Source organism: Actinospica robiniae DSM 44927, from assembly GCF_000504285.1.
Lineage (GTDB): Bacteria > Actinomycetota > Actinomycetes > Streptomycetales > Catenulisporaceae > Actinospica > Actinospica robiniae.
Genome location: NZ_KI632511.1, coordinates 1,467,390 through 1,481,036 on the forward strand (window position 1 = coordinate 1,467,390; position 13,647 = coordinate 1,481,036).

The 13,647-nt window shown below is 68.4% G+C and carries 10 protein-coding genes and 1 pseudogene; 2 read left to right on the forward strand and 9 right to left on the reverse strand.

Translation table 11 applies throughout. The features are described from left to right. Positions 1-8 precede the first annotated feature (8 nt). Positions 9-785, forward strand: a complete 777-nt coding sequence (locus ACTRO_RS06345; RefSeq protein WP_157435842.1) for a hypothetical protein — start codon at positions 9-11, stop codon at positions 783-785. 432 nt (positions 786-1,217) lie between these two features. Here ACTRO_RS06345 and ACTRO_RS44775 read toward each other — a convergent pair whose 3' ends face one another. The 8 genes and pseudogenes from ACTRO_RS44775 to ACTRO_RS06385 form a co-directional block, all read right to left on the reverse strand. Then, entirely contained in the window at positions 1,218-1,655 is a 438-nt protein-coding gene (locus ACTRO_RS44775) for a restriction endonuclease (RefSeq protein WP_051450392.1), read from the reverse strand. 247 nt (positions 1,656-1,902) lie between these two features. After that, the gene (locus ACTRO_RS06355) at positions 1,903-2,100 is read right to left on the reverse strand and encodes a hypothetical protein (RefSeq protein WP_034261931.1); all 198 of its coding nucleotides are present in this window, start codon (positions 2,098-2,100) and stop codon (positions 1,903-1,905) included. Between the two features lie 270 nt (positions 2,101-2,370). Beyond that, positions 2,371-4,320, reverse strand: coding sequence for a hypothetical protein (locus tag ACTRO_RS06360; RefSeq protein ID WP_157435844.1), 1,950 nt, complete (start codon positions 4,318-4,320; stop codon positions 2,371-2,373). Positions 4,321-4,340: 20 nt separating this feature from the next. Continuing rightward, entirely contained in the window at positions 4,341-5,564 is a 1,224-nt protein-coding gene (locus ACTRO_RS50750) for a 5'-methylthioadenosine/S-adenosylhomocysteine nucleosidase family protein (protein ID WP_425394872.1), read from the reverse strand. An 18-nt stretch (positions 5,565-5,582) separates the two neighbouring features. Continuing rightward, a pseudogene (locus tag ACTRO_RS50755) lies at positions 5,583-6,305 on the reverse strand (NUDIX hydrolase); the annotation flags it as partial. 1,401 nt (positions 6,306-7,706) lie between these two features. Then, entirely contained in the window at positions 7,707-9,245 is a 1,539-nt protein-coding gene (locus tag ACTRO_RS06370; protein ID WP_034261934.1) for an amino acid permease, read from the reverse strand. 1,186 nt (positions 9,246-10,431) lie between these two features. Further along, a complete protein-coding gene (locus ACTRO_RS42860) occupies positions 10,432-10,971 on the reverse strand; it encodes a DUF1003 domain-containing protein (protein WP_051450394.1) in 540 nt (179 codons plus the stop codon). Next, positions 10,968-11,252, reverse strand: coding sequence for a GlsB/YeaQ/YmgE family stress response membrane protein (locus ACTRO_RS06385; protein ID WP_034261940.1), 285 nt, complete (start codon positions 11,250-11,252; stop codon positions 10,968-10,970). The genes ACTRO_RS42860 and ACTRO_RS06385 overlap by 4 nt, the downstream gene beginning before the upstream one ends. Positions 11,253-11,771: 519 nt before the next feature. On the opposite strand from ACTRO_RS06385, the gene ACTRO_RS06390 reads away from it, so the two are divergent. Further along, positions 11,772-12,476 (forward strand): hypothetical protein, encoded by a 705-nt coding sequence (locus ACTRO_RS06390; protein WP_211244121.1) that lies wholly within the window; start codon positions 11,772-11,774, stop codon positions 12,474-12,476. 347 nt (positions 12,477-12,823) lie between these two features. Here ACTRO_RS06390 and ACTRO_RS06395 read toward each other — a convergent pair whose 3' ends face one another. Continuing rightward, positions 12,824-13,600 (reverse strand): DoxX family protein, encoded by a 777-nt coding sequence (locus ACTRO_RS06395; protein WP_034261943.1) that lies wholly within the window; start codon positions 13,598-13,600, stop codon positions 12,824-12,826. Positions 13,601-13,647: the final 47 nt, after the last annotated feature.

A 13,647-nucleotide genomic window follows, 5' to 3' on the forward strand; every position in this document is an offset into this window, starting at 1 on the left:
CAGGCTTATTGCACGAGATCGCGGACATTGGTCTGACGGAACGGGTGCGCGCCGAATTCGTTCTCGAGATCAGCGCGATCGAAAGCGCCGAGTGCGGCGACCTGGACGGACGGGCGCAGCAAGCCGTTCTGCTCTCCCGCCCCGAGGCGTCCCCGGCCCCGGTGGCCGCCGCGGACGCGTTCCTCCGCGACGAGCCACTGGGCAGCGCCGAACTGTTCACGAGCATCGACCCCACCGCCGCGGCGGTCGCCGCCGCCGAGCGGTCCGGGCTCGACCCCACCAACGTCGTTGAAGTCGCCGACGACATCGAGGCACTCCCCTTCCGCACACCGACGCTCGTCCTCGAAAGGCTGGACGACGGCGAAAGCCCGTTTTCCGTTGCGGTCTCCCTCATCCGCGAGGCGGCGGTCGTCGCGAGCGGCTTCGTCCCGGACGTCGAGGCCTACCTCGAGCAGATCGAGGAGGCAGAGGAAGAAGCAGCGAAATACACAGGCCCGGACAGTGATAACGGTCGGCTCGCGCTGCTACACGGCATCCGGCCCACCCCGCTCGACCCCTCCCGCGCATCCCTCGACCTCCTCGAAGACCTCCTGTCAGGCATCGACGGCTGCTGGATGATCTTCAAGGAGTACACCGACACCGATGGCGTCTACGACGACGAGGACGGTGAAGACGACGAGGACGCCACCAACGAAGCGTATGCAGCCTGGTATAGCAAGACGCTCGTCGAGTTCCGCGAACTCGTACGGCAGCGAGCACAGACCACTGACGGCAGGCCCGCATGAGCGAAGCTGCCGCGGCATGCCAGTGCACATAGTTAGGTGAAAGCTGTGGGTAGAGCGAGCAAGAGGCGGGCACAGGCCGCCGGACAAGCTACTACAGACCGGTTCGCGAGAAGGTAGTCGGGACGAGCGGCACTAGGATTTGGCTCGCGTAGTCCACGACAATCGTGGCCATATCGGACCTGACCGGGGCAACAGGGATGGCCTTAAACCCGCCCCTGCGAGCAGCGATCGGCGCCGGGTCATAGCGGAAACCCTGAAGGCGTGCGTGCGATCAGGCCGCGAGGGGTGCCTCAAGCTGCTCACCCACGCGGTGCAGTCCGGAGATCTCAGCGCGTTCTGCACGAACTCTCGCTGGCACTCGTAGCTGAGCGCGACGGCGTCGTCGTAGGCGAGGTCACTGTGAGCCCCGCGATCGGCCCAATGAGAACTTGATCAACGACGGGCTCGCGCCCGTCGAAGTGCTCGGTGCAGATCCGCGCTCTGGGCGAAGCTAATGAGGGCCTGGATGTGAGCCCCGGCGGCCCACTGGTGCAGCGCTGTCCTGTCAATCAGGTGAATACCGAAGTCCCGTGCCTGCTCCCGAGCGTCCTTGGTGAACGCACCGTTGGTCACCACGAGCGCTGTATCCGCTCCGTGGACCGGGCGGGCGGTGCCGTTGACCTCGTAGATGACGCGCACGCCGACCTTGCCGCCGACGGTGGTGTGCTTGCACTGCGCGATGTAGACGGCGCCCTCGGCATCGGTGCCAATGACGTCGGCCGCCTTGTCTCCGGCACGCCCGACGTGCCGGGCCGATATGCCGTCACGCAGCATCAGGTCCGTGATTGCCAGCTCGAAGTCAATCGGCGACAGTCCATCGATCACGAGCATGGAAATCGTAAGGCCCGATGCCCCGCGTATCTGGTTGCGCATCGAGATCCGCCCGCGCACGCGGCGGTCGCGGCGGCGCAACCGGTGCCGAGGACGGCCAGGGCGCCTACGTACGCTGGCAGCGGGACCTCGCGCGCCGCGGAGCGCAGAGCCTCGCTGACGAAAGCAACGGCGAGCAGCGCGCTGGCGGCCGCCGCGCTCCATTCGGTCGGCCCGCTCGGCTTTCGCGTCCGTATCCGCCTACGGCTCACCGGGCGGTCGGGGAGCTAGATGTGTGCGCGGTCGTCGTCGGCTTAGACACAGGGGCCGCGCTGCTCCGCGTGCTGTGCAGCAGTAGCCACGCCACGCCCAGCACGACGGCCAGCACGACCCACCCGCTCACCTTCGTCTTGCGCCTGCCCTTGCGCACCCAGTGCCCCCGCCGGTAGTACATTCCCTGCGGCATTGCCTGCCTCCTCGTTGATTCGAGCTCTTCCTTGTTCCTTATCAGAGACCTCCGGCTCTCAGACCCTTTCACCAGCGGGAATGCACGCCATATGCGCGGCCGTGTGCGGCGTCCGCCGTATGTGCCAGTGATCCCGGACAGGTGCATGTGCCGGTGCCACCCGGCCGTGCCCAGCCGGTCCCCTCCGGAGTGAGCAGCCGGCGCGACGCCGCTGCGAGCCATCACGGCGCGCTGGGCCACCAGGATGCTGTCCCCCAGGGTGTAGCCGTTCTAGGAGGATTCGTCCGGCAGCGGGTCGCGGTCGATCCAATCGCGGCCCTCCGCGGCGATGCCCTCGAGGATATGCAGGGCATGGCTGAAGCCGGTGGCGTCGAGGTCCATCCGGGCGACGTCGACAGGATCGTCGTCGGAGCCTTCTTCGATCATCACGGGTTCGGTGACGTGGATGGGCCGGACGGGCCCGTTCGTGAGGGTGAGCTCGATCGTGTACTCGAATTCGCTCGCCTTCTTGACGTGGACCGAGGAGACGGACGAGTAGCTGTAGTTGTCGCGGTCCTGGCCGTGGAATTCGGCTTTGGCGAAGTCGAGTCTGGTGTCGGCTTCTCTGACGCCCCAGTCCGTGATCAGGAACAGCCGCAGCGTGTAGTGCGAGTAGCGGGGCTGGCCGCCCTCGATCCGGAATCGTCGCGCGCCTGGGGCCGGCACCAGCAGGAAGGCGTGGGCCAGGATGTCGCGCCAGGCCAACCGGTAGTGTTTGAGCGCGTCGCGGAGCCAGATGACCTTGTCGCAGTACAGCCAGTATTCGAGCTCGTCCTCCCGCGGCCGGGTCTCCTGCAGTTTGGTTTTCCAGCGTTCACATTCGGCCCGGCGCAGGGCGTACTCGGTTTCGCGCTCGACTTCACGCTGGTGCGCTTGACGACCCTCGCTCACCATGCGGAACCACCCGCCGACAGCGTCCCGGCCAGCCTTCATCGCTCCGGCCGAAGCGAGCAGGGCCAGGACAGAGTGCGTCGATAGGAGCGTTCCGAGCACCTCGGCCCCTGCGATCGCCATCACGGCGGTCGCAGCCACGCTGCGGGCCTTGACCTGCCAGGGGACCTGGTACTGCTCCCGGAAGTCCCAGACGCTGCCGTCGTTCCAGCTCTTGCTGACCCGGATGGCCAGGAAGCGGATGATCCAGTCGATCCGCTCGACCGGGATCCGGCTCTCCCGGTAGATCTCGGCGATCTCCATCCGCAGCACCCTGCGGATGCCCGCCGAACTTGCCAGCCAGTCCTCGAGTTCGAAGCGGTGTGGCGCGTACTTGGTGAAGTAGTGCACGAACCGGCTCTCGACGCGGCTGGTGAACCCCTTTCCGAGCGACTCTTCTTCGGCGGGGACGGCGTATTTGCTTTCCATCGCGGCGAGGAGGTCGTTCTGACAGCGCCATTCCAGACGCGCCCGGACGGCGAGGTAGCCCGCACCGAGCACGACGACCACGGCGCAAATCGGCAGCGGACGGCCTGTGAGGATCACAGTCCAGCCGACATAGCCGGCCAGCAGCACGCACAGAGCAGACCACACCACCGTGACGGCGTTGTCCGCTCCCGTCACGGGAGACGGCTCGGCCTCGCGGACCCGCGCCTCCATCGGCTTCGCCTGAAAACACGCCCACATCCGGTCGCCGCGACCGCTGCCAGCGCGATCGTCCTCGGCTCGGGCAGTGGACTGCGCCCACAAGCTGTCCTTGATGCCGCCGGTCAGCACGAGGTCGAGGTGACGGGCGATCAAGCCGCGCTGCTCGTCCCTCAGCTCGTGCACCTTTTTCAGCGCCATGTCGGGTGAGCCGTGTGTCCGCAGGCAGTGCAGCAGTTCGTAGACCGCGACCAGGGCCCGGGTCCACTCGTCGTCCAGGTACCGGGGAAGGATTTCGGGCAGGGTCGCCAGCTCTTCCCGGTCCCTCCGGTTCAGATCGCGGTAGGAGCGCTTGCTTAGCAGGGCCAGGACACAGTGGAACCGTACCTCCGCGCTGTCCAGGCCCCGGTCGATGGCCGCGCGGATGAGCTCGCGGGCCTTGACCGGCACTCCGTCGGCCAGGTAACGGACGCCGACCGCGTACTGCTGTTCCGGGGACGCGTCCGAGGAGAGTCGATAGGTCGGTGCGTCGATATAGAAGATTCCGCCGCTTACCTCGCCAGCTTGGAAGCCGACGGATGAACCGCCTTCGGTGGTGAACGACACGCCCGGATCAGGCCCGGACATCATAGTGCCTTCGCGGTGACGAGCATCGCGGCCACACGGGTGGCCAGGTCCGCGACGTCGGCGATCAGTCCGCGCAGCCGCTTGAGCGCCAGAATGAACGTATTGCGACCCTCCGGCGTGGCGGCCTCCGCCAGCGCCTCGCTCGCGATGGCAAGCTCCGCCTGCGCCGCCTCGTACGTGGTCTCGTCGATCTCGCCGGCCGAGCGCTGCTGCCCCAGCAGATCGCGCAAGGCCGCCAAGTCGGCGGACAGATCGACCGGCACCGTGGGCTCCGGGCCGAACCCTATCCGGAAGGTGCCCCCGCTGACCTGGCCTGCCTGGAACCCGATCTGCCCGGCCCCGTGGTTGTGGAAGGCGACCGTGCGGACCTTCGCCCCACCGCCCGCGTCATCACTGCCGCCTTCGCTCTGCATCGCGGCATCCGCCCCTCGGCCGCCGCGCACCGTGCTCTTACCGTCCGCTTCACCCTGTGCCGGCCTTCCCGTCTGCAACCTTTCCGCCATCAGCTCTTGCGCGAGGCCAACGGCGAACGCCGCGGCGTTGGCGGCGGCTGTCGGCTGCCAGGAACCGTCCCCATCACTGGTCTTCGTGCCGTCGGCCATGTCGCTGATGCCGCGGATGACGGCGACCGGCGTGCCGCTCAGATGGCCGGCCTGCGCCGCGCCGGCGCCCTCCATCTCGATCGCGAGCGCGTCGTTGTAGCGCTCCCGGATGTACTTCGCCTCCCGGGAGCTCCGCGAGTTCTGCACGATCTCGCCGGCCGCAATCGGGCCGAAGCGGACCGCCGGGACGAGCGCGCCGGTCGGTAGTCCCGCCGTCCACCCGCCCGTCCGTTCCACATGGGCGGCCAGTTGAGCGATCTCGTGCGGGATCTCCCAGCTGACCGGACGCGACTTGAGCCCGTCGTCCTCGCTCGTGCCGCCCTGGTAGGTGTAGACCTTGGTGGCCACCACGACATCGCCCAGGGCGATACCGTCCCACAGCGCGCCGGCCACCCCGACGAAGAGCAGCGCAGCCGGGGAGAACTCTTCGATGGCGCGCTCGGCCAGCGCAGCGGTGGCCTGATTTCCACGCGCCGCCAGGCCGAGCACCACGCGGCACCGGCTGCCGGGCACCGTGCCGATCTCAAACCGCGTACCGTGCGGGTGACGGTACGGCTTCAGATCGGTCAGCCGCACCCTGACAGCAGCGTATTCGAGGTTGAGGGCAGTAAGGATCACCACCGTGTCGTCGGTCAACTCAGTCTCCTCACGGTTCGTTGGGTCCGGGCGCACGATCGGCGGGTAGAGCGGCGCCCGCTGGTCGGCACGAAACAAGCGGGCCGGGCGCCCGCCAGTGGCGCGGCGGCTGACGTCCGCCACGCTCAGGAAGTCGGGTACGGCCTGGACCTTGCGGGAGAAGTTGCGCTGGTCCAGCGCGACGCCCCAGACGGCCTCGTAGACCGCTTGCAGCTCCGAGATCGTGAAGGTCTCGTCGCAGAACGCGGCAGCCAGCCCGGTGTGCTCCAGCTTGGCGCGGGCCCGCTCCACGCCGTCCGCCACGATCTCCCGATGGTCGAACGCAAGGCGGGTCCGTCCGGTGAGCACGCGGTCGACCGGCCTCCAGAACGCCCCGGCCGCATCGGTGCCGGGCACCGGTTCCGGCAACCCGGGGGCGATGGCGAGGTAGGCCACCGACACCACACGGCCGCGCGGATCGCGGCCCGGGGCGCCGTAGGTGCCGAGCTGCTCGAGGTGCAGCCGCGAGCCGCCAAGACTCGCCTCCTCATTCAGCTCCCGGTGCGCCGCAGCCAGGATGCCTTCGGCGTCATGGCTCAAGAAGCCGCCGGGCAGCGCGAGAGCGCCGTGAAACGGCTCGACGTTGCGCTCCACCAGCAGGATGTGCAGCACCGAGGCCCGCAGGGTCAAAATGACTAGATCGACGGCCAGCAGAACGGCCGGTGGTGTCCACGGATCCTCAAGCATGAGCACGAAGATAGCTTCCTGTCACATCGACAGGAAGGGCTTGTGTCAGAGTTCTTCAATGCGCCCGCACGCGCGCTGTGCGGCGCTGGCCTGCATCATCGCACCTTCACGCCAGGGACACCACTCCTAGCGCCCTCGATTGTCGATTCTGCGTCGCCCGTCAGAGCCAGGTCGAGATGAAGCGCACCGGGATACGTCCACGACTCTCGATTGCGCCGCCGTTCAGAGGGTTCATGTCTACGCGCCACCAAGCCAGAAGGCGCGGACAGAACCCGGCACATGCGCCCTCTCACGAGCCCGAAGAGGTCACGTTGCTCCCAAGGACTGGGAGCAACGCGCTTCGCTTATCCGGCTCGAACTCGACCGTTCAAAGAGCTCGCGCGGACCAGACCTCCGCTGGGAGCAGGGAGCAACGTCCCGGCGCCCTCCACGAGCGGTCAGCGGCCCGACAACATCCTTCGCAACTCCCGGCACCGAGAAGTACTCGCCGTTCAGAGGCTTCCACCGAGAAAAACGAACAGGTCGTCAGCCGCTTTGGGAGCACGTCAAGCGCTCCACATGCAACTGGCCACGCTTAAGAGCAGCCGGGAGTAGAAGCTGGGAGCAACCCAGGGAGCAAACGGCCGTTCGAACATCGCTCAACTGCATCGAACTGCACTGAATCGAAGGGCCACAGGACATGAAATCAGAAAAGCTGCACGTCAAACGCATGCGTGCTGTTATCTCTTGTAGGAGATATCAATTAATTGCTTCGTTCACACCGAAGAGGTCACTGGTTCGATCCCAGTATCGCCCACCGCGAAAGTACGCAGGTCAGGCCCATGTGTTACCGAAAGGTAATCATGGGCCTTACTTGTATCTGCTCCCATTAATGTGAGAGCAGGGAGCAGGCTGGGAGCAGGGCCGAAAATGCCAATGCCTTTGTCCCCATCTGCGCTGAACTGACCTCATCCGCACATCACAGCGGCCAACCGCACCCTTTCCGTCGCACCGAATCCGGACAGGCTCTGGTGTCGTGACGAGTCCGGTGCCATTGAAGCGCAGTCCTCGGCCCGATCGAGTCTTCCTCTTTCCAAAGAGTTCTGACGCGGGGAGTCGGCCTGCCTGTGTGAGGCCGGCGAGCGCGGGTTTCCAGACGCGGGAGCAGAAGTTCGAGGCGTGCAGAGGCCCGCCGCGGTTCGCGGTGAACACGAACGTACCGGGAGACGCCTTCAGGTGGCGCTCCAGCAAGTCGGCGAGGAAGACGGGCAGGTGCACCTCGCGTCCGGCGGCGGCCGACTTGTGCGGCGCGGGAGGGGCGATCCGCGCACTGCGCCACCTCGGCATCCGATCCACCGGACCGGCGATCCGATCCCACGTTGATTCGGCGTAGCGCCAGGCCCGGGCCAATCCCACCCTGCCCTACCGGCTGGTCAGCCGGTAGGGCAGGGTGCACACGAGGACGTCGGTCCGTGCGCGCAGCACGGTGGCGAGCAGGAGTCCGCGCTGGTTCTGCAGGATCCGGTAGCGGCGGGCGCGGGGTTCGACTTCGGGGATCAGGACGGCGATCTGCCGCCCGTCCTGCTGGGCGCGGCGGACGTAGGCGAGGATCGGGTGCACGAGCGAGCGGTGCGGGCTCTCGACGATCTCCAGGCGCACCCCGGGATTCCACTGGTCCCACGCGTCGCGGAACCGTGCGCTACGCTCGGACTCGAGGTGGATGCTCACGGCCACGACCTCGTCGCCGAGCGAGAGCGCGGCCGTCAGAGCGTACTCGGTGAGCCTGCTGATCTCCCCGACCGGCACGATCACCAGGCTCCGGGTGGCGTGCGGGCGGCCCGGGACGATGCCGAGGCCGAGCTCGCTCCCCACGACCCGGTAGTAGCTCTGCACCCGCGCGAACAACAGCATCAGCGCGGGTACCGCGATCACGACCAGCCAGGCGCCCTCGGTGAACTTGGTGGCGACGAACACGATCGCGGCGATCGCGGTCAAAAACGCCCCGGTGCCGTTCAGGACCGCTCGCCGAGCCCAACCGCGCGGGCGCTGGCGGTACCAGTGGCGCAGCAGGCCGGCCTGGCTGATGGTGAACCCGATGAACACCCCGATCGCGTAGAGCGGGATGAGCCGGCTGGTGGCCGCGTCGACGGCGATCAGCAGGACGGCGGCGAGCGAGGCGAGGACGAGGACACCGACCCGGTAGACCGGCCGTTCCGCACGCAGGGCGAACAGGTGCGGCAGACGGTGGTCCCTGGCCAGCAGGCTCATCAGCACCGGCAGACCGCCGAAACTGGTGTTCGCGGCGAGGGCGAGCACGAGGGCGACGAGGATGTTCGTCGCGGAGTACGCCCAGCCGTCCCCGAACGAACCCGCGGTGGCCTGGGCCAGCACCGTCACCCCGGTACGCGGCGCGATGTGCTCGCGCACCACCAGCACCGCGAGCCCGATCAGCATCGGCCCGAGCAGCACCCCGAGCACGAGTTCGGTGCGCTGGGCGCGTTGGGCCCGGGGCTCGCGGAAGGACGGGACGCCGTTGGCGATCGCCTCGATACCCGTCAGCGCGGAACAGCCGGCCGCGAACGCCTTGAGGACCAACAGCACGCCCAGGGACTCGGTGATCCGGATCGGCGCGGCGGCCCCGACCACCGCGGCCGGGTGCGCGCGCACGACCCCGACCACGATGACACCGAAGATCGCGCAGACGAACACCACCATCGGGAGCATCAAGAACCTGGCGCTCTCGGCGATGGCCAGCGCGATCGGCAGGGACAGGTGCAGCGCGGAAGAACCGGCGCCCACCAGCACCAGCAGCATCGCCTCCGGGCCGTACGCCACAGAACTGAGCGCGTCGAGCGAGAGCGCGGCCAGCCCGCCGAAGCTGGTCAGATGATCCTTGCCGCCCTCCCCGTGGCGCAGCGGCACCCGCGGTGCCACCCGCCGCGGCGCCGTCGAAAGACCCATACGGCTCTCCCGCTCAGTAGACCAGCGACGGACGAGGGCGGCGCGCTCGGATGTCGGTGGCGCCACTGATCGAACGGTGGCCCGAAATGCCGCTGACGGGCGCAACCCCGAGCGGCGCGGCGGTGCAGAGCATCATCGCCTCCGGGAAGCCGTCGTGGGAGTGGCGCCGGGTGTCAGCGCGTCATGGGCGTTTCCCAACGTACTGCCATGTGGCTCCCCCGGCATCCGCGCCGCGGCGTCTGCGCCTGCTCGCGGTCCGCCGCCCGGGTGTCGCCGTGAGGGACCGTCAGCAGACCGGCCCCTCAGGGGCCACGGGGCGGCGCGGGCCCTCACGGCCGCCCGACCCCGACCACCCGGCGCAGACGGCGGCGAAGGCGCACCCTGAATCGCCACATCGCGTATCGGGCCCTGCCCTGCGGGGTGAGATCAGCGGAAATCTCCGGAACCCGCCCGATGGACTGTGGATCGCCGCCCTCCAAACGCCGGACGTGTCCTGCGACCGGCCGCCCGTCGCCCCCGCCCGCCAGCAGATCCAACTCCCTCCGGACCTTCCGCCGAACCTGCTCACAGTCCAGCGAAGCCGACAGCGCGGTCTCGACGGCCCGGTCCAGAGCCGCGTGGGCAGTGGCGATCCCCTCGGCGTCGCCGTCACGCAACGCTGCAGCCACGGCGTCACATGCCGCAGAGCAGTGCTCCTCGGCGGCCCGACGCTCGAATTCCATATGATCGCGCCACCTCAGCAGCGCCAACCCCCATGCCTGGCGTACCACCCCCTCCGCGACGCGTACGGCCAGGTCGTCCGCGGTCGACCACGACCTCCCGGCGTCGCTGCCCCCGGCCCGACCCTGGAACATCACCGGACTCCCGCGCCTGACACGCAGCACACGTGGCCTCCGGCCGGGCATGGAAGCCGACCTGTCGCGTGCGTGGGGGAACATGCTCGCCGACAACTGCGCGACGATGCCGCCATCCATCCACCTCACAGGTGAAGGCAGCCAGGCGGGCCACGAGACCGGCGTTTGGTCTAGACCTATCCGAGAACTCTGTCAGGCTGCGTGACGAGGATCTTTACCGCGATTATGCACCCCCACGGGCAAGGGCGACAGTACACGCCGGCCGCGGCCCACCACGGCCCGGTCGACGACCGACTTCGACGGGACCCGGTCCAACTATCAGGCCCCTGTCTCTAGATCGCCCAGGCTGACGGGTTGCCGCAGGACCTTCGGGGTTCTGCAGGACCCGGGGGGTCCGCGTCGTCGGGCCGCAGGTCGATCAGGGGTTCGTCGTCGAGTGCCTCCTGCACGCACCGGCAGTCCCTGCCGTGGACGTCCCGGTGCCAGGCCACCAGGTACCCCAGCGCGAGCTGATTGACCCGGTAGTCGTGTTCGGCCTTGATCCGGTCGGTGTCGGACTGCCGGTTCTGGCTCAGCAGGATCAGCGGAGCGGCGTAGGCGGCCTGGGTGGAGAAGAGCAGGTTGAGCAGGATGAACGGATAGGGGTCCCAGTGGTCTGCGAACCCGATCAGGTTGACCGCGATCCAGGCGGCGACGGCGAAGGTCTGCGCGATGATGAACCGCCAGGACCCGAAGATCCCGGTCACCCGGTCGGCCAACTGCTCGCCGCGGGTTCGCTGCTCGAAGCGGCGCCGGTTGGCCGGGTGCAGCAGTCGTGCGGATCGCGACCCGAAGCGGCTTCTCGCGGGGTTCGGGACCGGCTTCCAGGTCATCGCCGCACACTGCGACGGCTGCCGGACCGGCCTTCCACCATCTGGACCGCGCCGAGCAGGACGACGGCGCCGATCAGCGCCGTGATCCAGGTGGAGAGGTTGAAGAAACCATGGATGCTGTGGATGTGGAAGAGCTTGGCGGCGACCCAGCCGCCGGCCACGGCACCGACGACGCCGATCAGGCAGGTGACGATGATGCCGTGCGACTTGCGGCCGCCGACGAAGTATTCGGCCGCGCTGCCGACGATGATGCCGAGCACGATCCAGGCGATGATGCCCATGGTGACTCCAAAGGTGAGATGAGGGAGGGAAATCCGCATCTGCGGCGCAGTCATCTCACCGTGGCCGCCGGACCGGCCCGGGCGCGGGGCGCCCAAACCGAGGCCGGGTCGCTCGCATGAAAAACCCGAACCGACATATGAAGATCCGTGCAATGTGACGGATGCTCACGCCGCCGGGGTCCGGGGTGGCGAACTCATCATACTACTACCTTCTAAGGCGGGCCAGGCACGCGAGCCGTGCACTGACGGCGCACAGCGCCGACCGCGCTGCTCGTGCGCCGACGGATCGCCGGGTTCCGGCCGATCAGGGAGTAGGCTGAACACCAGACGTTCCAGACCCCGGCGGCTCCCGACTCTCGGCGCCGGTATGGGCGGAGCGGCGGCACGGTCCGACCCTCCCGTTTTCCTGCGTGGCGCCCCTTGGTGTTCCTGAAACGAGGCGTCAGCCATGTCGAACCTCTTCGATACCCTTCGACCGCGTAGGATGATCCGCGCTCCGCTCGCCTCGGACGGCGTGTCGTGAAAGCGCCCAACGAGGGGGGACGGGCGCGCAGGGCACTGTTGCGCCGACCGCTCGCCGCTGGCGTCGTACCGCTGCGCCGGCTCGACCGGTGGCAGGCAGAGACGCTGCGCGAGCAGCTCGCCGACCTCTACGTCGAGTCGTCACACGCGAAGCCCGGCGAGGAATACCGCGGTCGGGAGGAGTTCCTGCGGCGCTTGGCCGCCGACGTGCGGCGCCCGGGTTTCGACATGGTGATCGCGCAGGGTACGAGCCTGGTCGGATGCGCTTTCGGCTTCCCGCTGGCCCGCGACGGTTCGTGGTGGCAGGAGTTCACGGGTCCGCTCCCGGAGAACCTCGAGCAATTGACCGCGTCCGGCCACGTGTTCGCATGCGCCGAGCTGATGATCCACCCGCACGAGCACGACCGGGATTTGGGCCTGCGTCTTCAGGACGGCCTGCTCGCGCACCAGGACGCATCCCTCGGCGTCACCAAGCTGGATCGGGCCGATGCCGCGACCTGCGCCGCATTCTTTGCCGGGGGGTGGATCGAAATCGGAGTAAGCGGAGGGAACGGAGAGGGGGGCGAAGCCACGCCACAGACGGCGCCGACGAGGCTGCGGTGGCTCGCCGTACGGCTGGACGCGCGCACTCGGCAGAACCCTGACGGCCTCGAGAACAACGCGCGCAGCCAGCCGCCCGAGGGATCAGCCGCTGCGCAGTGAGGCAGCGACGATATCCGGCTCCCCGGACCCGGCCACGACGGCGACGTTCCCGGAAGAGTAACGCCCAGCCGGCGTGAGCTGGGCACCGGGTATGCGAACCCGGGCGCCCTGGTCTTGGCCGCCGCGGGAACCGCGCGCATCACCCAGCTACGGCATAGCATCCGCCGCGATCGACGCAAATCCCGCGACCGGTAATCGGCCCGGGAAGCCGGACCCGACGCCTGATCTGGTGGGCGATCTCGGCCATGAGCCGGGAAGCGCTTGGACAGACACGCGAGTCAGAGCGGCGAGTCCGTCCGGACGCTGGAGCACTGTTGCGGGCGGACTCGCCGTGATGTGGCGGCGTTTTAGTGAGCGCGGTTGCCACGCGAGGTGATGGCCGGACCCGGATCGTGCTCGCCGGTCCCGTTGGCGCTCGGCGAGGGCGAAGGCTGGCTTACGGGTTCAGGCACGGGGCCGGGAACGGCGCCGGTAACAGGACCGGTGGCAGGGGACCGCGTGGCGGCGTTCTGCGCGGGGTCGTCCTGGCTGTCGTCGTCCTCGCGGGCTGCCTGTGCCTCCTGGGAGTCCGGGTGATCGCGGTGTTCATGCCGGAGGCCACGGCGGCGAACGCGGTATCCGGCGATGAGGCCGTCTGCCCCGAGCCAGCCGGAGGTGCGCCAGGTGGCGAGGAGCACGATGGCGAACAGGGCGTAGAACGCGCAGACGCTCGCGGTGCCGGACATGACGTAGGTGAACAGCAGGGCGAGGCTGCCCAGGGCTGCGGTGCGGGTGAACAGACCCAGTACGAGGCCGGCGCCGATGGCGAGCTCGGAGACGGCGACCAGTACGCCGATCCAGCCCGCGTTGGGGACGACGAAGCCGGTCAGGAACGTGTGCCACCAGGTGTAGGCCGAGGTGCCGTGGGTAGCGAAGCCGATCACGCCGACGCCGCCGTGGTGGAGGAACGCGGGGTTCTCCGCGCCCCACACCTTGGACGCACCGGCCTGGATCCACATGATCCCGAGCCAGATCCGCATGGCGGTCCAGGCCGGGGACATCACCCTCGACCGCCCGAGCCACAGCAGGGCGCGCGGGGCGCTGCGTTCGTCCGGTGTGCCGAGAACCGCGATGGCATCTGTCATAAGACTTCCTCGCTCCTTCGTTCGGGTGCGCGTGACGGTCGTCTCGC